Origin of the sequence: Caballeronia sp. LZ065 (assembly GCF_031450975.1) — a bacterium.
Classification (GTDB): Bacteria; Pseudomonadota; Gammaproteobacteria; order Burkholderiales; family Burkholderiaceae; genus Caballeronia.
Map to the genome: position 1 here is coordinate 2128806 of NZ_JARUXV010000001.1, position 19391 is coordinate 2148196.

At 64.2% G+C, this 19391-nt stretch carries 21 protein-coding genes; 5 read left to right on the forward strand and 16 right to left on the reverse strand.

The genetic code is table 11. From position 1 onward, the window contains the following. The first annotated feature begins 196 nt into the window (after positions 1-196). Complete coding sequence (locus QCE63_RS09745) at positions 197-1129, forward strand: patatin-like phospholipase family protein (RefSeq protein WP_309832549.1); 933 nt, start codon at positions 197-199, stop codon at positions 1127-1129. Positions 1130-1213: 84 nt separating this feature from the next. On the opposite strand, the gene iscX is transcribed toward QCE63_RS09745, so the two are convergent. The 10 genes from iscX to QCE63_RS09795 form a co-directional block, all read right to left on the reverse strand. After that, the gene (gene iscX / locus QCE63_RS09750; protein WP_309832551.1) at positions 1214-1411 is read right to left on the reverse strand and encodes a Fe-S cluster assembly protein IscX; all 198 of its coding nucleotides are present in this window, start codon (positions 1409-1411) and stop codon (positions 1214-1216) included. A gap of 14 nt (positions 1412-1425) precedes the next feature. After that, complete coding sequence (gene fdx, locus QCE63_RS09755; protein WP_061138726.1) at positions 1426-1767, reverse strand: ISC system 2Fe-2S type ferredoxin; 342 nt, start codon at positions 1765-1767, stop codon at positions 1426-1428. A gap of 27 nt (positions 1768-1794) precedes the next feature. Next, entirely contained in the window at positions 1795-3660 is a 1866-nt protein-coding gene (gene hscA / locus QCE63_RS09760; RefSeq protein WP_309832553.1) for a Fe-S protein assembly chaperone HscA, read from the reverse strand. A gap of 36 nt (positions 3661-3696) precedes the next feature. Further along, positions 3697-4227: a Fe-S protein assembly co-chaperone HscB gene (hscB, locus tag QCE63_RS09765; RefSeq protein ID WP_309832556.1), complete on the reverse strand. Its 531-nt coding sequence runs from the start codon at positions 4225-4227 to the stop codon at positions 3697-3699. A gap of 83 nt (positions 4228-4310) precedes the next feature. After that, entirely contained in the window at positions 4311-4634 is a 324-nt protein-coding gene (iscA, locus tag QCE63_RS09770) for an iron-sulfur cluster assembly protein IscA (protein ID WP_309832558.1), read from the reverse strand. A gap of 81 nt (positions 4635-4715) precedes the next feature. Continuing rightward, positions 4716-5144, reverse strand: coding sequence for a Fe-S cluster assembly scaffold IscU (iscU, locus tag QCE63_RS09775; RefSeq protein ID WP_309832561.1), 429 nt, complete (start codon positions 5142-5144; stop codon positions 4716-4718). A gap of 45 nt (positions 5145-5189) precedes the next feature. Beyond that, positions 5190-6413, reverse strand: a complete 1224-nt coding sequence (locus QCE63_RS09780) for an IscS subfamily cysteine desulfurase (RefSeq protein ID WP_309832564.1) — start codon at positions 6411-6413, stop codon at positions 5190-5192. A gap of 88 nt (positions 6414-6501) precedes the next feature. Beyond that, positions 6502-7029, reverse strand: coding sequence for a Fe-S cluster assembly transcriptional regulator IscR (iscR, locus tag QCE63_RS09785; protein WP_309832567.1), 528 nt, complete (start codon positions 7027-7029; stop codon positions 6502-6504). 129 nt (positions 7030-7158) lie between these two features. Next, on the reverse strand, positions 7159-7641 hold the full coding sequence (locus QCE63_RS09790) for a low molecular weight protein-tyrosine-phosphatase (RefSeq protein ID WP_309832570.1): 483 nt from the start codon (positions 7639-7641) through the stop codon (positions 7159-7161). Between the two features lie 123 nt (positions 7642-7764). After that, on the reverse strand, positions 7765-8985 hold the full coding sequence (locus QCE63_RS09795; protein ID WP_309832572.1) for a patatin-like phospholipase family protein: 1221 nt from the start codon (positions 8983-8985) through the stop codon (positions 7765-7767). 341 nt (positions 8986-9326) lie between these two features. Between QCE63_RS09795 and QCE63_RS09800 the strand changes: the two genes are divergently transcribed. Further along, positions 9327-10172, forward strand: a complete 846-nt coding sequence (locus QCE63_RS09800) for a 23S rRNA (adenine(2030)-N(6))-methyltransferase RlmJ (protein ID WP_309832574.1) — start codon at positions 9327-9329, stop codon at positions 10170-10172. A gap of 20 nt (positions 10173-10192) precedes the next feature. On the opposite strand, the gene QCE63_RS09805 is transcribed toward QCE63_RS09800, so the two are convergent. Further along, a complete protein-coding gene (locus tag QCE63_RS09805) occupies positions 10193-10468 on the reverse strand; it encodes a hypothetical protein (RefSeq protein WP_309832576.1) in 276 nt (91 codons plus the stop codon). Between the two features lie 217 nt (positions 10469-10685). On the opposite strand from QCE63_RS09805, the gene QCE63_RS09810 reads away from it, so the two are divergent. After that, the gene (locus QCE63_RS09810; RefSeq protein WP_309832578.1) at positions 10686-11084 is read left to right on the forward strand and encodes a DUF305 domain-containing protein; all 399 of its coding nucleotides are present in this window, start codon (positions 10686-10688) and stop codon (positions 11082-11084) included. Between the two features lie 95 nt (positions 11085-11179). Here the strand turns inward: QCE63_RS09810 and QCE63_RS09815 are convergent, their stop codons facing one another. Together QCE63_RS09815 and cueR are read right to left on the reverse strand one after the other, a co-directional pair. Beyond that, positions 11180-11326 (reverse strand): DUF3563 family protein, encoded by a 147-nt coding sequence (locus QCE63_RS09815; protein WP_309808650.1) that lies wholly within the window; start codon positions 11324-11326, stop codon positions 11180-11182. 231 nt (positions 11327-11557) lie between these two features. Continuing rightward, entirely contained in the window at positions 11558-11944 is a 387-nt protein-coding gene (gene cueR, locus QCE63_RS09820) for a Cu(I)-responsive transcriptional regulator (RefSeq protein ID WP_309832579.1), read from the reverse strand. Between the two features lie 97 nt (positions 11945-12041). Here cueR and QCE63_RS09825 point away from each other — a divergent pair, with 97 nt between their 5' ends. Both QCE63_RS09825 and QCE63_RS09830 read left to right on the forward strand, forming a co-directional pair. Then, on the forward strand, positions 12042-12248 hold the full coding sequence (locus QCE63_RS09825; protein WP_309832580.1) for a heavy-metal-associated domain-containing protein: 207 nt from the start codon (positions 12042-12044) through the stop codon (positions 12246-12248). Next, on the forward strand, positions 12245-13183 hold the full coding sequence (locus QCE63_RS09830; RefSeq protein WP_309832582.1) for an SDR family oxidoreductase: 939 nt from the start codon (positions 12245-12247) through the stop codon (positions 13181-13183). Before QCE63_RS09825 ends, QCE63_RS09830 begins: the two co-directional genes overlap by 4 nt. Here the strand turns inward: QCE63_RS09830 and QCE63_RS09835 are convergent. The 3 genes from QCE63_RS09835 to imuA all read right to left on the reverse strand — a co-directional run bounded on the left by QCE63_RS09835 (position 13177) and on the right by imuA (position 19070). Then, positions 13177-16581, reverse strand: coding sequence for an error-prone DNA polymerase (locus tag QCE63_RS09835; protein WP_309833758.1), 3405 nt, complete (start codon positions 16579-16581; stop codon positions 13177-13179). The two genes, QCE63_RS09830 and QCE63_RS09835, sit on opposite strands and share 7 nt — an antisense overlap. Before the next feature lie 106 nt (positions 16582-16687). Then, a complete protein-coding gene (locus QCE63_RS09840) occupies positions 16688-18262 on the reverse strand; it encodes a DNA polymerase Y family protein (RefSeq protein ID WP_309832583.1) in 1575 nt (524 codons plus the stop codon). Beyond that, positions 18210-19070 (reverse strand): translesion DNA synthesis-associated protein ImuA, encoded by an 861-nt coding sequence (gene imuA, locus QCE63_RS09845; RefSeq protein ID WP_404990120.1) that lies wholly within the window; start codon positions 19068-19070, stop codon positions 18210-18212. The genes QCE63_RS09840 and imuA overlap by 53 nt, the downstream gene beginning before the upstream one ends. Between the last annotated feature and the right edge of the window lie 321 nt (positions 19071-19391).

Genomic DNA, 19391 nt, shown 5'->3' on the forward strand with positions numbered 1-19391 from the left:
CCTGCGCGCGGCGTGGCGCGCGGAACAGCCGCGCGCGAAGCCCACCCAAAATGAGCCGAAATTATACTCGCCGGCCGCATCGTGTCGGCCCGCGAGCCTTTGCTTTATGATGTGCGCGCCTGATCGTTTCATGTCCACGCAACCTCCCCGACGCCTTGCGCCATCCGTCCGGGACCCGCTGCATCCGGAGCACGCCTTGAGTTCATCGTCACCCCGTCTTTCGCGCCGCGCGTTTTCGCTCGCGGCCGCGTCGTCCGTTCTTGCTGCCTGCACCACGACCAACAGCGGCCTGTCGGGCGAGACCGCATCCGCCCCGCCGCCCCGGCAAGAGCCGCAGCGGCCGGTGCGCATCGGCCTTGCGCTGGGCGGGGGCGCGGCGCGTGGCTTCGCGCATATCGGCGTGATCAAGGCGCTCGAAGCGCGCAATCTGCACGTGGATCTCGTGGCCGGCACGAGCGCGGGCTCGGTGATCGCAGCGCTGTATGCGTCAGGCATGAACGGCATCGCCATCAACAAGCTCGCGCTGACGATGGACGAAGCCTCCATCAGCGACTGGGCCATGCCCTTTCGCACGCGTGGCATCCTGCAGGGGGTGGCGCTGCAGAACTACCTCAACAAGACCCTCGACAACCGTCCGATCGAGAAGATGGCGCGGCCGCTCGGCATCGTCGCCACGGACCTCAGGAATGGCCAGCCGATCCTCTTCCAGCGCGGCGACACGGGCATTGCGGTGCGGGCATCATGCAGCGTGCCGTCGATCTTCGAGCCGGTGAAGATCGGCGATCGCGAGTATGTGGACGGCGGCCTCGTGAGCCCGGTGCCGGCCGCGTTCGCGCACAAGATGGGCGCAGACTTCGTGATTGCCGTCGATATCTCGGCGCGCCCCGAAAGCGGTCTCACGACAAGCTCGTTCGACGTGCTCATGCAGACCTTCACGATCATGGGCCAGACCATCAAGGCCTACGAGCTCGACAAGTACGCCAACGCGGTGATCCGCCCGAACCTCAACGCGATGAGCAGCAGCGACTTCAGCCAGCGCAACGCGTCGATCCTCGCGGGTGAAGAAGCGGTGGCGAAGATGTGGCCGACGCTGCAACGCCAGTTGCAGGACAAGGGCGTACGGGTCTGAACATCTGAACGCAACGGGCACAAAAAAACGGCGGCTTCCTGCGAAGCCGCCGTTTTTCATTTCAAGCCGGACAAGCGTGAGGGATCAGTAATCCGCGTCCTCGATCCACGCTGCCTGGATCGATTCCAGGATCTTCTCGTTGGACTTGTCGAGATCATCGTCGAAGCCATCGAGCTCGGTGATCCAGCGGTGCAGGTCAGTGAAACGCACATATTGAGGATCGATATCCTGATGCGCGTCGGTGAGAGCCATCGCGATCTCCTGAGTATCTGTCCACTTCATGGGCGAGCCTCCTGTCAGTGATTTTCCTTGGCGTGATTGATGGTGTAGCGCGGGATCTCGACCACCAGATCCTCGTCGGCCGGCACCATTGCCTGACATGATAACCGCGATGTAGGTTCCAGCCCCCACGCTTTATCGAGCAGATCGTCCTCGAGTTCCTCGGACGGTTCGAGCGCGTTGAAGCCTTCCCGGATGATGACGTGACAGGTCGTGCACGCGCACGACTTCTCGCACGCATGCTCGATCTCGATGCCGTGATCCAGCAGGTTGTCGCAGATGCTCTTGGCCGTATCGGCGTCGATCACCGCGCCGTCCGGACACAGCTCCACGTGAGGCAGTACAACGATTTGAGGCATTTTTCGTAAGTTCTCGAATGGGGATGATCAGACGTCGTCGAGCTTGCGGCCCGCAAGCGCACGACGAATGCTCTTGTTCATGCGGCGCGCGGCGAATTCGTCGGTGGCCGTGGCGAGCGTCTTCGTCGCCTCCTCGATCTGCTCCGGCGAATCGCCCTGCGCAACCTGCGCCAGCGCCGCGGTGAGCGTATCGACCTCCGCGCGCTCCTGCTCGTCGAGCAGTTCGCCGTCGGATGCAAGCGCTGCGTGGGTCGCTTCGATCATGCGCTGCGCTTCCACTTGCGCCTCGCGCAACGCGCGCGCGCGCATGTCGATGTCGGCGGTCTTGAAGCTCTCTTCGAGCATGCGCGCGACTTCGTCGTCGGCGAGGCCATAGGATGGCTTCACCACCACCGATGCCTCCACGCCCGACGTCTGCTCACGCGCGAACACGGACAGGAGACCGTCGGCATCGACCTGATAGGTCACACGGATGCGCGCCGCGCCGGCGGCCATCGGCGGGATGCCGCGCAGCTCGAAACGCGCGAGCGAACGGCAGTCGGACACCAGTTCGCGCTCGCCCTGCACGATGTGAATGGCCATCGCGGTCTGGCCGTCCTTGAAGGTCGTGAAGTCCTGTGCGCGCGCGGTCGGGATGGTGGAATTGCGCGGGATGATCTTCTCGGTGAGGCCGCCCATTGTCTCGACGCCAAGCGACAGCGGAATCACGTCGAGCAGCAGCCAGTCGTCGCCCTCGCCACGGCGATTGCCGGCGAGCAGATTGGCCTGGATCGCGGCGCCGAGCGCGACGACCTGATCCGGATCGAGATTGATGAGCGGCGGCTGGCCGAAGAACGTCTCGACCGCGCGGCGGATCACCGGCATGCGCGTCGCGCCGCCGACCAGCACCACGCCCTTGATGTCCTGCGCCGTCACCTTGGCGTCGCGCAGCGCTTTTTTCGTCGGCGCAAGCGTGCGCGCGACGAGCGCCTGCGTCACTTCGGCGAACTGCGCCTCGCTCACGGCGACATCGATTTCCCCGCCGGTCGACAGCGTGGCCTGCACACGCGTCTCGGCCACATCCGACAGCGCTTCCTTCGCCGCGCGCACGCGGTCGAGCAGCAAGCGCACGTCTTCGGGCGCGTTCAGTGACACGCCCGCCTGTGCCAGCACGTGGCGATACAGCGCGTGATCGAAATCGTCGCCGCCGAGCGCGGAATCGCCGCCTGCCGCGAGCACTTCGAAGACGCCTTTGGTCAGCTTCAGGATGGACAGATCGAAGGTGCCGCCGCCCAGGTCATAGACCGCGTAGAGTCCTTCGGCGCCGTTGTCGAGACCGTAGGCAATCGCCGCCGCCGTCGGTTCGTTGAGCAGCCGCAGCACGTTCAGGCCCGCGAGCTTCGCGGCATCCTTGGTGGCCTGGCGCTGCGCTTCGTCGAAATACGCGGGCACTGTGATGACCGCGCCGACGAGATCCTCGCCGAGCGAATCTTCCGCGCGATACCGCAGCGTGGCGAGAATTTCCGCCGACACTTCCACCGGGCTCTTCACGCCGTCGATGGTGCGGATCTGCACCATGCCCGGCGCGTCAATGAAATCGTACGGCGCGTTCTCGGCGCCTTCCACTTCGCTCTTGCCGCGGCCCATGAAGCGCTTCACCGAGACGATCGTGTTGCGCGGATCGAGAACGGCTTCTTCCTTCGCGATACGGCCGATGCGCCGCCCGCCCTTCTCCAGGTAACGCACGACCGATGGCAGCAGCACATGGCCGTCCTCGTCGGGAAGCGCTTCGGGGACGCTGTTGCGCACGGCCGCGACGAGCGAATTGGTCGTGCCGAGATCGATGCCGACCGCCACGCGCCGCTGATGCGGCGCCGGCGCCATGCCGGGTTCTGAAATTTGCAGTAAAGCCATCGTTGATCTTATGGGGTGGTGACGGCGAGCGCGTCTTTACGCGTGCTCCAGCCGTTCGATTTGCGCGCCGATTTCCTGCGCCACGCGCTCGATGAACATCAACTGCCGCACGGCTTCGCTCGCGGCCTGGTTGGACTGGCTGTCGAGCAATGCGGCGAGCTTCGCGAAGCGCACGCGCTCCTCGTCGCGTAACTCGTCGAGCAGCGCTTCGAGTGCGCCGACGTTCTTCGCGCCGGCCGCATCCTCGATATTCTCGCGCCATTCCATCTGCTGCATCAGGAACGCGGGCTCCATGGCCGTGTTGTTCTCCGCGCCGACGTCGATGCCGCGCAGCGACAGCATGTAGCGCGCGCGCTTCAGCGGATCGCGCAGCGTCTGATACGCCTCGTTCGCGTGCGTGGCCCATTGCATCGCGAGACGCCGCTGGGCGTCGCCGGCCGCGGCGAAGCGGTCGGGATGCACTTGCGCCTGGACGGTGCGATAGGCGTCGTCGAGCGTCGGCTGCTCGATGGCGAAGGTCTGCGGCAGGTCGAAGAGCGCGAAGTGGGTGTCGGTGAGCGAAGCCATGACGATGATGAGGTTTCAGGTTGCGCGAATGAAAAAGGCGGCCCGCGCCGCCTCTTTTGCCGTTGCTGCCGGCGCCCTGCGTGTTACACGCGGAACGATTCGCCGCAGCCGCACTCGTCCTTCGCGTTCGGGTTGTTGAAGCGGAAGCCTTCGTTCAGCCCTTCGCGCGCGAAGTCGAGTTCGGTGCCGTCGAGATACGGCAGGCTCTTCGGGTCGATCACGATCTTGACGCCCGCCGTTTCGAACACGGTGTCTTCCGGCGCGAGTTCATCGACGTATTCGAGGTTGTACGCCAGACCCGAACAGCCCGTGGTGCGCACGCCCAAACGCAGGCCAACGCCCTTGCCGCGCCGCGTCAAATACTTCTGCACGTGTTGTGCCGCCTTGTCCGTCAACGTGATTGCCATGATCTTTCGCTTCTCGTCGCTTTAACCGACCTTCGTCGTTCGGGCGGACGTCATGCTCCTGCACGACGCCCGCGTTGAACCTTACGCCGCGTGCTGCTTCGCCTCGCTGGCTTCCGCTGCCGGCGCCGCGCTGCCGTGACGCTGCTTGTAATCCGCCACCGCCGCCTTGATCGCGTCTTCCGCGAGAATCGAGCAGTGGATCTTCACCGGCGGCAGCGCCAGTTCTTCGGCGATCTGCGTGTTCTTGATGCTCATGGCTTCGTCGAGCGTCTTGCCCTTCACCCATTCGGTGACGAGCGAGCTCGATGCAATCGCCGAGCCGCAGCCGTAGGTCTTGAACTTCGCGTCCTCGATCACGCCGTCCGCGCCGACGCGGATCTGCAGCTTCATCACGTCGCCGCAAGCCGGTGCGCCGACCATGCCGGTGCCGATGGTGTCGTCGTCCTTCGAGAACGAACCGACGTTGCGCGGATTTTCGTAGTGGTCAAGGACCTTGTCGCTATAAGCCATTTTCAAACTCTCCTGTATTCGGTGTCGCGTGCGTTCAGTGCAAGCTCAATGAGCGGCCCACTGGATGCTCGAGATGTCGATGCCGTCCTTGTGCATTTCCCAGAGCGGCGACAGATCGCGCAGTTTGGCAATCTTGCTCTTCAGCAGGTTGATGACGTAGTCGACGTCCTGCTCGGTGGTGAAACGGCCCACCGTAAAGCGGATGGAGCTGTGTGCGAGTTCGTCGTTGCGGCCGAGCGCGCGCAGCACGTAAGAAGGCTCCAGCGACGCCGACGTACACGCCGAACCCGACGACACCGCGACGTCCTTCACCGCCATGATCAGCGACTCGCCTTCGACGAAGTTGAAGCTGATGTTGAGGTTGTGCGGCACACGCTGTTCCATGTCGCCGTTCACATACGTTTCTTCCATGTCCTGCAGGCCCTTCAACAGACGGTCGCGCAGCATGCGGATGCGCTCGTTTTCCGTGGCCATTTCTTCGCGCGCAATGCGGAACGCCTCGCCCATGCCGACGATCTGATGCGTCGCGAGCGTGCCCGAACGCATGCCGCGCTCGTGACCGCCGCCGTGCATCTGCGCTTCGATGCGCACGCGCGGCTTGCGACGCACATACAGGGCGCCGATGCCCTTCGGGCCATAGGTCTTGTGCGCCGAGAACGACATCAGGTCGACCTTCAGCTTCTGCAGGTCGATTTCGATCTTGCCGGTGGCTTGCGCCGCGTCGACGTGGAAAATGATGCCCTTCTCGCGCGTGATCTCGCCGATCGCCGCGATATCCTGGATCACGCCGATCTCGTTGTTCACGTTCATCACGGAAACGAGGATCGTGTCCGGGCGGATGGCCGCCTTGAACTTCTCGAGGTCGATGAGACCGTCGTCCTTCACGTCGAGGTACGTGACTTCGTAGCCTTCGCGTTCCAGCTCACGCGTGGTGTCGAGCACGGCCTTGTGCTCGGTCTTCACGGTGATGAGGTGCTTACCCTTGCTCTTGTAGAAATGCGCCGCGCCCTTGATGGCGAGGTTGTCCGATTCCGTCGCACCCGAGGTCCAGATGATCTCGCGCGGATCGCAATTGACGAGCGCCGCGACGTTCTCGCGCGCTTCCTCGACTGCACGCTCCGCATCCCAGCCGTACTGGTGGCTGCGCGAGGCCGGATTGCCGAACTGCTCGCGAAGATACGGGATCATCTTGTCCACCACGCGCGGGTCGACAGGGGTCGTCGCGCTGTAATCCATGTAGATGGGCAGGTGGGGAATATCGTTGTTCATCAGTCGCTCCGGGAAAATCGGTCAAAGCTCCGGCTGGGACGCGCCTTGCATCATCACGCGCACGGCTCGTGCCGCGCGGCGGCGCAGGTCATCCGGCCAGATTGAAAATGGAATTCGGACCCTTGGGCACCACCCGCGTGGCCTCGACGCCGGACGCATCCGTGCGGCGATCGCGCAGCACCGCCGCCGAACCTTCGCGCGCACGCTGCTGGTCGACCAGATCCTTCAACGAAACGGAATCCAGATACTCGACCATCTTCTGGTTCAGCGTGGCCCACAGCTCGTGCGTCATGCAATGGCCGTCATGCTGCTTGGTGCCTTCGCACGCGCCCTTGCCGCCGCATTGAGTAGCGTCGATGGGCTCGTCGACGGCGATGATGATGTCCGCCACCGTGACGTTTTCCGCGCGGCGCGCAAGGTTGTAGCCGCCGCCCGGTCCGCGGACCGATTCGACGATCTCATGCCGCCGCAGCTTGCCGAAGAGCTGCTCGAGATAGGAAAGCGAGATGCGCTGGCGCTGACTGATGCCTGCCAGCGTCACCGGGCCCTGCTCCTGGCGCAATGCCAGGTCGATCATCGCCGTAACGGCGAAACGGCCTTTCGTGGTGAGTCTCATAATGGGGAGCTAACGCTAATACTCGATGATTTTCGTCAAGTATAAATATCCCACAGTTTTAGTCAAGTATCCGGGACGAGATAAGTAGTTTCTTAATTTCGCTTGCCCGATGCGGACTGCTGCGGCGATCTACGCGGAGAGTCGCGCTTGCAAGGCTTTCAGCAGGCCCTCGCAGGCGTCTTCGCACTGATCGAGCACGGTTTCGAAACCCGCCTCGCCGCCGAAATAAGGATCGACCACGACGCGACTGTCCTTGCGCGTGGCGAAGTCCATCAACAGGCGAATCTTGTCGCGATGCTCAGGCGGGCAAATAGCCGTCAGCGCAGCGACATTGGCGTCGTCCATCGCGATGAGCAGGTCGAAGCGCGCGAAATCCGCGGCGCCGATCTGCCGCCCGCGCAGCATCGAGAGGTCGTAGCCGCGCTTTTTCGCGGCCTTCTGGGCACGCGCGTCCGGCGCGTCCCCGATCTGCCAGTCACCGGTACCGGCCGAATCGATCACGATATGACCGGCCAGGTTCGCGCGCTCGACGAGATGCCGCATCACCCCTTCAGCACTGGGCGAGCGGCAGATATTGCCGAGACAGACGAAGCAGACCGAGATCGGAGTCATTCGGAACCGGAGGAAGTCGTGATGGGCGGTCGTGTCAGCGGGACGCCGCCCGAAGCGCTCCGGATTATACAAAGAGGGAGAATTTCCCGCTCAGGACCGCCTCGCGTGCTTCGCGTGACGTATTCAGGGCTCGTCGCGATGGATGTCGTGCGTGACGAAACGCGCTTCGCCGTTGGGCATCTCGAGCCAGTCGCGGTGCGCGAGCGTGCGGCGGATGTCGGACAGGCCGCTTTCCCAATGTTCCTGCATCGTCGACAGGCCGAACTGATAGTCCTTGAAGTGGCCCTCGTACTCCTTCTGGCGGTAGATCAGGTGGATGATGTTGTAGCGCTTCGAGCACGCCAGTTCCTCCGCGCGCCGGCACCATTCGTTGTTCTGGCGGATGTCCTCGGGCACGAGGTCGAGCACGTGCTGCAACACGTTGCGGGCGCGCTGCGACCGCTGCATCTGGTCGGTGACGAGCCGCGTGCGGCTGGAATACTGCACGTCCTTCACGCGCCCCATCACGTCGACGATGCTGTCCGGCACCGGTCCGCGCGCGCTCCATAGATCGACCTGGAAAGCGAGCGTGTCGCGGCGCGGCGTGGCCATGGCCACCTCGTAGAGCGGCGTGTTCGACATGAGTCCGCCGTCCCAGTAAAACTGCCCGTCGATCTCGACGGCAGCGAAACCCGGCGGCAGAGCCCCGGACGCGATGAAATGCTCGGCGCGCAGGCGGATCTGCGTGTTGTCGAAATAGGCGAAGTTGCCGGTCGCGACGTTCACCGCGCCGACCGACACGCGAGTTTCGCCTGAATTGATGCGGTCGAAGTCGCACAGGCGCTCGAGCGTGGCTTTGAGCGGCGTGGTGTCGTAGTAGCTGGCGGTCTGCGGCGAGCTGGAGGCAATGGGCGACGGCGGCGGAAAGCGCGGGATGAAGAAGCCCTTTTGCCCTTCGACGAGCGCGCCGAAAGCTTGCCAGGCGGTGAACGCCTTGCGGATTTCGTCGGCGGAGTCGAACAGCGCCCGTTCGACGAGGCCGGGAAGCGGGAAGCCGAACGCCGGCTGGCAGATGGTTTCCCAGAACTCGAGCAGCCGCGTCACGCGCTGTTCGGGCGCGTTTCCAGCGATGATCGCCGTGTTCAGCGCGCCGATTGAAATGCCGGCGATCCAGTTCGGATGAATACCTCTCTCGTGCAGGCCCTGGTAGACCCCCGCCTGATAAGCGCCGAGCGCGCCTCCGCCCTGCAGCATCAGCGCGACCGTCTCGTAGGGCGGCAAGGTGATGGCCGAATCCGCGCGTTCCCCGGCTTGCTGCCTGACGCGCCCCCGTGGCACTGCGTTCTGATTTTCGATTTCCGACATTCCGCGTACGCCTCCTCGCTGCATGGAACCGTCATGACGCACGCACGCTTGAGAAACGGCGCACGTGATTGAACGACATCGAAGCAATGACACCATTCATCGGCGCCGCCATCAAGCTGGCCGATCGGCCTAGGACGAGTCGTGTGTGTTCGCGACCCTGGCCATTCGGCCGACTGTCACGACGCGGCGCGCCGGGTTATTGTGCATGAAGGCCGTGACGCGCTGACGCAAACCGGCCTCCGGCGCGGCGGGCAGTCTCGGCTAGAATGGGTGCCCTTTTATGAGCACCTTGTTGCGCTCCGTTTCATTACTGCTTTTCATGCCCTCGCGGGCCTTTCGTCATGCTCAGCTACCGTCACGCCTTCCACGCGGGCAATCACGCCGATGTCCTGAAACACGCCATCGTCATCCAGATGCTTCAGCACCTCGGGTTGAAGGACAAATCGTATTGGTACATCGACACGCATGCGGGCGCCGGCGTCTACGCCCTCACCGAGGGCTTCGCCGCGAAGAACGCCGAGTTCGAGACGGGTATCGGCAGGCTGTGGGAGCGGGATGATCTGCCGCCGCTGCTGGCCGATTATGTCGCTGAGGTCAAGGCGCTGAATCCCGACGGCGCGATGCGTTTCTATCCCGGCTCGCCGTATCTCGCCTGGCGCACGATGCGCGAGCAGGATCGCATGCGTCTGTTCGAACTGCACAGCACGGAGATCGACGTGCTGCGCCACAACTTCCGCGACGCGGGCCGGCGCGCGATGATCTACGCCGGCGACGGCTTCGACGGCATCAAGGCCCTTCTTCCGCCCCCGCCGCGGCGTGCGCTCGTGTTGATCGATCCGTCGTACGAGGACAAGCGCGACTACGCGCGCACGCTGGAATGTCTTGGGGAAGGTCTGAAACGGTTCGCAACGGGAACCTATGCGGTCTGGTATCCGCTCGTGACGCGCATGGAATCGCAACGGTTCGCGGATCAGTTGAAGGCCATTCGGCCGACTGGCTGGCTGCACGCCAGCCTCACCGTCAAAAAGCCGCCCGAGGATGGGCTGGGCCTGTTCGGCAGCGGCATGTTCGTGCTGAATCCGCCTTACACGCTCGCCCGCGATCTCAAGGAAGCGTTGCCTCGCCTGGTCGAACTGCTGGGCGAAGACAGCGGCGCTTCGTTCAAGCTCGAACATCGCGGCGACTGAATCCGTCTGCGCGCGAGTCCTTATGGATGAGGCGCAACCGGCACGCGGCTGCGTCCTCCGTGCCCTTGTTGTGTCGGCACGCTGTTCTGACCGGCACCCGGATACTCGACATAGGGCGAAACGACGATCGGCGGCTGAGCCTCCTGCGGCGGCCCGGGCAAGGTCTGCATCGGCACCATGCCGGGGCCGCCGAGCGACCCGCTTTGCAGCACCGTGCCGCTCACGCCGCTGTGAATGCCGGTTTGCGTATCGAGCACGAGCGGTTCGCCTCCGGCCTTGGCTTGCGCCGGACTCAAGCAGCACAAACCTGCGGCGAACGCGGCGGGGGCGACAAGTGCGGCACAAGCGCGCACCGTGCGCAATGGAAGGAGTGCCGGACGCGGGGTCGTCATGGAATGGCGCATCGCTCGCTCTTTATGTAGACGAAATCGCTTTACATTACCGCGGTGGCAAGCTTTAGGCTAGGCGCCGTTGCCCGAAGCAGCACCGATTGCCCCTTCTCCAGGAGAAACGATGAAGTCAACAAAAATCGCGCTTGCCGTTCTCACCACCTGCCTGAGCGCAGGCGCAGTGGCTCAGAATGCGCCGGCCGCGAGCGACGCCATGCCGGGTATGAACATGGAACAGCACACACAGAAGCCGACCGACGTATCGTCCACCGCCGCCTATCAGGCCGCAGATCAGAAGATGATGTCGGGGATGTCGGGCATCGAATACACGGGCGATCCGGACCGTGATTTCGTCGCGCACATGATTCCGCATCACCAGGGCGCGGTGGAAATGGCGAAGGTGGAGCTGAAATACGGCAAGGACGCAAAGATGCGCAAACTGGCGAAGGACATCATCGCCGCGCAGGACAAGGAAATTGCGTTCATGAAGCAGTGGCTGGAGCAGCATCCACGCAAGCAATAGAACGCAGAAAGCGCGGCGCGGCACGCAGGGCGTACTACGCCAGCCAAAAAACAAAAGCCCCGCAATGCGGGGCTTTTTGCCTTCACGACCGACGCTTACGCGTTGTAGCCGTTGGATTCGAGCGAGCGAATACGCTGTTCGAGTTGGACGATATCCGTCGATTCCGACAAATACGCCTCGCGACGACGCTGCTCAGCGGCTTCAAACCAGATGCTCAACTTTTCGATGATGTACGCAACCATGATGTGCTCCAAGGTATCAAGACGATCCCTGGCGGTTGGGTCAGGGATTACCCGTTAGGGAATACCCGGATTATAGGGAAGTTTTGTGGCGCTGTGTTAGGAAATGCTTGAATACTGTGCATTCTGTTTCGGAATGGTGCGGAACTGGGACCGTCTTCAGGTCGATGTTTTATGTAAGGATTCCGGATTCCAGCCGCAATGCAGCCTATGCTTGAGCACAATATTGGTGCATCACTGAGCCAGCCTGTCCAATATCGGGCAATCCGGCCGCTCATCGCCGTGGCAGTGATTCGCAAGATGGGCCAGCGTTTCGCGCATCTCGGTGAGCTCGGCAATGCGCCGGTCCAGGTCCGCAACATGTTCCATCGCAATCGACTTCACTTCCGCGCTCGCACGCGTGCGGTCGTGCCACAAAGCGAGCAGCTTGCGAATGTCCTCGACGAGAAACCCGAGCCGGCGCGCCTGCCGCACGAAGCGCAACGCATGCACTTCCTGCGCGCCGTAGACGCGATACCCCGACGACGTCCGCCCCACCGGATTGAGCAGTCCGACGCTCTCGTAGTAGCGGATCATCTTGGCTGTCACGCCCGAGGCGCGGGCCGCTTCGCCGATGTTCATCGTGTACTCCCGGAAAAAAGTCACTTCGACTCTACACCTTCCCACAATGGCAAGGTATACGATGTGTCCATCGAACCTTCTCACGAGGAAAATCGCAATGACCGAATTCGAAGTTCAAGGCATGAGTTGCCAGCACTGCGTGGGCGCCGTGACGCGCTCCATCAAGGAAATCGATCCGCAAGCGCAAGTGCGCGTGGATCTTGAACGCGGCCGGGTCGCGGTTGAATCGGCGCAACCGGCCAATGCCCTGAAAGACGCCATCGACGAAGCCGGCTATACCGTGGTAAACGTCGCTTCGGCATGACGGGCGACACGCCTTTCACCGTCGCGCTGATCGGCGCTTCAGGCCTGCTTGGACGGGCGGTCGCCGCCGAACTGGCGCGCGCGGACAGCGCCAGGACATGGCGCGTCGTGACCACCGCGCACAGCCGCGCCGGCTTGCACGACGTCAAACTCGATCTGCTCGACCACGGCGCCGTCCGCGCCTTCCTGAAGGACCTCAAACCCGATGCAATCGTCGTCGCGGCAGCCGAACGTCGGCCAGATGTCTGCGAGCACGATCCCGCGCTGGCTCGCGCCCTGAACGTGGACGCATTGCGCGAGATTGCCCGCGAGGCGCGCGCGACCGGCGCATGGGTGCTGTCGATCTCGACCGATTACGTGTTCGACGGCACCTCGCCGCCCTATCGTCCCGATGACGCGCCCGCGCCGCTCAACGCCTATGGGCGCAGCAAGCTGGATGGCGAGCGCGCGCTGCTCGACTGCGATCCGGCGTCCTGCGTGCTGCGTCTGCCGCTGCTTTACGGGCCGTGCACCGACTGGAACGAATCCGCGGTGACGAGCCTGACGCCGGCCATCGTCGCATCGGCGGATGCAGTGCACCCCGGCGCGCCGATGGACGCCTGGGCAACGCGCTATCCGACCTTCACACCCGACGTCGCCGTGGTGATCCGCGGCATGCTCGAACATCACGCGCGCGGCGCGACGATTTCCGGCATCACGCACTGGTCCGGCGATGAACCCATGACGAAGTTCGACATCGCCGGGCGCATTGCGCGGGCCCTGAAGCTGGACCCGCGGCTCATCGCGCAGCGCACGCCGACCGACACGACGCCGCGTCCGCGCGACTGCCATCTCGATTCCGCCCGGCTGGAAGCGCTGGGCATCGGCAGGCGCACGCCGTTCGATCATGCGATCGCCAGCCTGCTTGCCAACTATCCGAACCTTCCAGATCAGTGAAAATCGCGGCTCGTCGCGGCAAGGCGGCCGAGCAGCGCGCTATGGTCTTCGAGCCGCTGCGCCACCAGGTGGCGCACGTCGCCGTCCTTTTGCCAGACGCCGTGCACGCCGAGCAAGGACGCGCCCAGCAGCACCTTGCGCTGCTTCTCGACGAGCCCCGGCCACACGATCACGTTGATCGAGCCGCTTTCATCCTCGATCGACACGAAGATCGTGCCGTTCGCCGTGCCCGGCCGTTGCCGCACCGTCACGATGCCGCACGCCCGCACGAAGCGCCCGTTGGCGGTCTTTTCCAGCTCGGCCGCGCTCTTGAAGCGCATGCGCGCGAGCCTGTCGCGCAGCAGCGCCAGCGGATGACGATTGAGCGTGAGCCCGAGACTCGCGTAATCGTCGACGATCTCGCGTCCCTCCGAAGCCTCCGGCAACGCGAGCGGCGTTTCGCTCATCGGCGCGTCGCGCAGCAGTTCCGGCGCGCGCTGCTGCGCGGTGACCGCCCACCACGCCTGACGCCGGTGCCCCGCGATGCTCGCCAGCGCATTGCCGGCCGCCAGCGCTTCGAGCTCGCGGCGGGAGAGCGCCGCGCGGCGCGTGAGGTCGTCGACATCCGCGAACGGCGCCTGCGCCCGCGCGGCCATGATCCGCTCGGCCGCCGCCTGCGACATGCCCTTGATCTGCTGCAAGCCGATGCGCACGCCTGGCCCGGTTACGCCGTATTGCCGTGACGGCAGCTTGACGCGCGCAGTGAGTCGGCGCGCCCCACGCCGCATCGTCTTGCGAAAGATCTGACCCGACGATCCCGCCCCATAGAACTGCTGGCGGCGCTGCTCCTTGCCGGCATCGAAGACGAGACGCTCGCCGTTGCCCGAACGCGCCTCCAGCACGGATTCCCAGTCGCTCAGCGAGACATCGGGCGGAAACACGTTCACGCCGTGACGTTGCGCGTCCTGCACGAGCTGCGACGGCGAATAGAAACCGAGCGGCTGACTGTTCAGCAAGCCCGCCAGGAACGCCGCAGGTTCGTAACGCTTGATCCATGCGCTCAGGTAGACGAGCAGCGCGAAGCTCGCCGAATGGCTTTCCGGAAAACCATATTCGCCAAAGCCCTCGATCTGCTTGCACACGCGCGCAGCGAAATCGTGCTCATAGCCGCGCGCCAGCATCTTCGCCATCAGATCGGCCTGATATTTCTCGAGATGACTGCCGCGCCGCCAGGCTGCCATCGCGCGCCGCAACTGATCGGCTTGTTCGGCGGTGTAGCCGGCCGCGACCATCGCGAGCTTCATCACCTGCTCCTGGAAAATCGGCACGCCGAGCGTGCGTCCAAGAACCGGTCGCAACTCCTCTTTCGGATATTCCTCTTCTTCGAGTCCTTGCTTGCGCCGCAGATACGGATGCACCATGCCGCCCTGGATCGGTCCGGGGCGCACGATCGCCACCTCGATCACGAGGTCGTAATATTTGTTGGGCCGCAGACGCGGCAGCATGCTCTGCTGGGCGCGCGATTCGATCTGGAACACGCCGACCGTATCCGCCCGGCAGCACATCTCGTAGACCGCCTTGTCCTCGCGGCGAATGTGCTGGACGCCGAAATCCGGAATGCCCCGGCGCAAGGCGACGAATTCGAGCGCGCGACGGATCGCCGACAGCATGCCGAGCGCGAGCACATCGACTTTCAGAAGCTTCAGCTGGTCGATGTCGTCCTTGTCCCACTGGATCACGCAACGGTCCTTCATCGCGGCGTTTTCGATCGGCACGAGCCGCGACAAGCGTTCCCGCGCAATCACGAAGCCGCCGACGTGCTGCGACAAATGCCGCGGAAAGCCGCGCAACTCGCGCGTGAGCCGGATCAGATGCTTGGTCACATGGGAGTCGTCGCTGAACCCGGCTTCGCGCAGATAGCCCGCCACCGCCGACGGTCCGTCCCACCACTGCTGCGACTTGCCGATCCGCTCGATCAGCGACGCATCCAGCCCGAGCGCACGGCCGACGTCCTTCAACGCGCTGCGCGTGTGATACGTGATGACCGACGCCGCCAGCGACGCGCGATGCCGTCCGTACTTCCGATAGATGTACTGGATCACTTCTTCGCGCCGCTGATGCTCGAAATCGACGTCGATGTCCGGCGGCTCGTTGCGCGCCTGCGAAATGAAGCGTTCGATCAGCAGCCCCATGCGGACCGGATCGAGTTCGGTGATGAACAGGCAAAAACAGATGATCGAGTTCGCCGCCGAGCCGCGTCCCTGACACAGGATCTTCTGGCTGCGCGCGAACGACACGATGTCGTAGACCGTCAGGAAATACTTTTCGTACTTCAGCGCCGCGACGAGCGCGAGCTCCTTGTCAATCAGTCCGATCGTGTCGGCATCCAGTCCGTCTGGCCAGCGCACGCGCGCGCCTTCCATCACCCGTTTGCGCAGATAGCTGGCGGGGGTTTCGTCGCGCGGGACGAGTTCTTCGGGATAATCGTATTGCAGCTCGTCGAGACTGAAGGTGCAGCGCGCGGCCAGCCGGAGCGTTTCCCGGATCGCCGCCGCCGGATACAGCGCCCCGATGCGTAGCCGCGTGCGCAGGTGCCGTTCCGCATTCGCTTCGAGCGCGTAGCCGCATTGCGCGAGCGGACGGCCGAGGCGGATGGCGGTCAGCGTGTCCTGCAAGGGCTTGCGCGAGCGCGCGTGCATCAGCGCGCCGCTGGCCGCGACAAGCGGCAAGCCGCTCGCTTCGGCAATCACGCGCGACGCGGCGAGACGTTCGTCATCGCTGCCGTCCTGCCAGAGTTCCAGGGCGAGCCACGCGCGCCCGGCGGCGAAACCGGCCAGCCAGTGCGCGCGGTCAAGGGTTTCGGCGAGCGTCGCCGAACGCTGCGGCACCAGGATCAGCAGGCAGTCGTGCAGATGCTTCAGATGCGCGATGTCGCCGCGCAAGTCGGTGGCGTCGAGCGCACTCGACGACGCCGCCGGATTCGTGAAATCCTCCGGGCCGAGTTGATAGCGGCCCTTCGGGGAACGCGAGCGCGCCAGCGCAATCAGTTCGGACAGGTTGCCGTAACCGTCACGATTCGTCGCCAGCGCAATGAGTGTGCAGAAGGGATTGCCATCGGCGTCCGTCAGATGCAGTTCGCTGCCGATGATCAGCTTCAGGTGCTGCCTTTTCGGCGGTGGCTCGCCGGCCTCGCTGGCGGCTTTCGCGGCCGCGTCCGCTTGCGCTTCGATGTCCTTGATCGCCGCATGCGCACGCACGACGCCCGCGAGCGAGCATTCGTCGGTGATCGCGAGCGCGGTATAGCCATGCTCAAGCGCGGCGGCAGCCAGTTCCTGCGGATGCGACGCGCCGCGCAGGAACGAAAAGTTGCTCAGGCAATGCAGCTCCGCATAGTCGGGCAGCAGCGCGGAGGCCGACATCGAACCGAGGAAGGTCCGCTTTTCGTTGCCTGCGCCCTCGCCCTCGTCGCCTTCGTCGCCTTCGCCCAAGCCGATGATGTCGTTCAGATCGTCGTCCATCGCGGCATCATCCAAAAAATCCGTGCAGGAACCAGAAGCCGGTCAGGCGCTCGCGATAGACCCAGAACATGCGGCCTTGATCGTCCCCGGCGACGTTGTAATCGCGCTGCACGCCGTTGCCGTCCCACCAGCCCGCCTCGATACGCTCCGTCCGGCTGATCAGCTTCAACGGCCGCCGGTAAAACGGCCGCTCGTTGCGCAACATCAGCTTCTGCGGGGTATCGAGGATCCACGCCGGACGCGGCTGCGAAGGCACCGCTCGATCCGGCAGTTCGAGAGGCGCGTCGGGTTGGGTTTCGGCTTCTGTGTCGGCTGGCTCGACGGGTTCAGCAGTCTTTTCAGTTTGCTTCTTCTTGCGCTTTGGCTTGCTTGCGCTCGCCGTCTTGTACGCCTCGACCGTCATCGCCGCCTCCGGACGATGATCGTCATGTTCGACCAGCTGCACCACGTTCTCCGCGCCCAGCCGCGCGCTCAGACGCTCGAGCAGCTGCGCCAGCGAATCGCTCTCGGAGCCGGGCAGCGGAAACAGCGTGTCGGGCGGCGGCGCGTGCTCGCTGACCTTGTCGGCCAGCAGCTTCATCTCGATCACCGGCGCGACCAGCGTCGTCTGATTGAGCTTTTCGCGCAGCAGCCAGAGGATGTGTTCGGCATCGCGTGTCGGTACGGCCCACGTCACCTTGAAGGTCGATGTCTTCGGCGCATGACGTGCGGCCAGTTCGTGTTCGAGCAGGAACGAAAACTCGCTGACCGCCGCGTGATGCGCGCTCAGCCAACCGGCCAGCTGCAGCACGAGACGGCGTGCGGCGAACAGCAAGGCATCGGCGCTTTCCACGCGCGCCTGCAACTCGAGCCGCGCCTCGAACGATGCCGGCGCGCAGAACGCCTCGCGTGGATCGGGCGCCTGCCCGTATGCCTGCGCGAGCCATTGCAGGATGCCCGGCCCGAAGCGGCGCGCGATGCCCTTGCGCGGCAGCTGGCGCAAATCAGCGAGCGTTGCGCAGCCAATCTGCTCGAACACGTCGCCATGCGAATGCGCCGACGGCACCAGCGATACGGGCAAGGTATCGAGCACCTGCACGAGCGTCGTTTCCTTCACGATGCGCACCCGCCGTGCGACCCGCCGCGTGCGGGCGTGCGCGAGCAGCCACGCGCCCCAGGCCGTCGGCGCGCAGCCCATGCGCGAGGTGAAACCGCAGCCCTTGATCGTCGCCGCGGTCTTCGACAGCAAGGCGCGCAATCCGCCGAAGAGACGCATGCTCGCGCCGACTTCCAGCAAAACGGTGTTCGCATGCGCCAGCACGACCTTGGGCGTGAACGCGAGCAGCGCCAGCGCCACGGCTTCGAGGGCGTGCTGCTCGGCGTTCAGATCGACGGCGAGCAGGGTCAGGCGCGGCGCGAGCGCGAACGCATGCGAGCGCGTGCTGCCGGGACGCACGCCGAGCCGGAACGCGGCGAGATCGGGCATCAGGATGCGGGCGTGATCGGCGAGCGCGAAACAGGGCTGCTCGGGATCGTCGAGGCCGCCGGCATCATTCGCCGATGCCGCTCCAGGCGAAATCGGGCTGGCCGATGCTGAGGGCATCGAGGGCGGCCTGACTGCTTCGAGCGATAAAAGCGGCAATGTCACCGCTATCCACAACATGTTTGACCTCTCGTGCTTTCCTGCTCAGATGTGCGCGGCGAATGTGTTCGGGCAGCGCGGGCAACTGCAGCGGCAAGCTCAATTGCAACGGCTTGCCCAGTAATGGACCTCGCCGCTTGATGATGTCGATTTCCAGCATGACGGCCTGCATCCACTCGCGACGGTTCATGGTCTGGGCGTGCGCGGGAAGGCACGGCTTGCAGATCATGCGCAATGGCGCCGCCGACGATTGCCGGGCCGCCTTGAGCGGCCGGAACAGAAACGCCAGCGACTGCGCTTCCTGAGCCGCGACCTGCAGACGCCGCAGCGCCTCGGGACGCACTTGCGGCAGCCAGACCAACACGGCGCCGATGCCTTCCTGTTTCAGCGATTGCTCCGCTGCCCACAGCGTGTGCTCTTCCGGCGCCTTGACCCAGACGAGCTTGTTCACGGCGATGTTCATTGCCTTGAGGGCAGCGAAGTTGGGTGTCCAGGGAGGAGCGACGAAGATGACCGACCGGCCTTTGCTGACTGTCAACTCGCGGAGCGTGCGCGCGAGCAGCCTGATTTCCCCGATGCCGCTCTCTTCGATCAGCAGTTCGGTGACCATGCCCGGCATCCAGCCAGTGCCGGGCAAGAGCAGATCGAGCATCCGATGGCCGCTCGAAACGACGTTCGATTCGGGATCGTTGATCGGACTGCCCTGCCAGAGTTGACGCTGCAGATGCGATGTCAGCCCGATATCGAGCAATGAAAGTGCGGCACCCATGAGCTTTCCCCGTCCGCAAATGCTCGGATCTGCCCAGGGCTTGAGCATCCGACGGCCTGTGGTTTTACTGTATATTTATACAGTATCTGTTGCGGGAAGGTAAACGGCAAGAGGCGTGCGGAAAGCGCGCTGAGGGGAGGAAATGTGGGATGAGGTGCGGGGAAAGTGCCGACATCCAGGCGGTTCGAATGTGCGCGCTGAAACGCAAAAACCCCACCTTGGTGGGGTGGGGTTTTTGTTTGTAGCATGAGGAGCCTGACGATTACCTACTTTCACACGGGTGATCCGCACTATCATCGGCGTGGAGTCGTTTCACGGTCC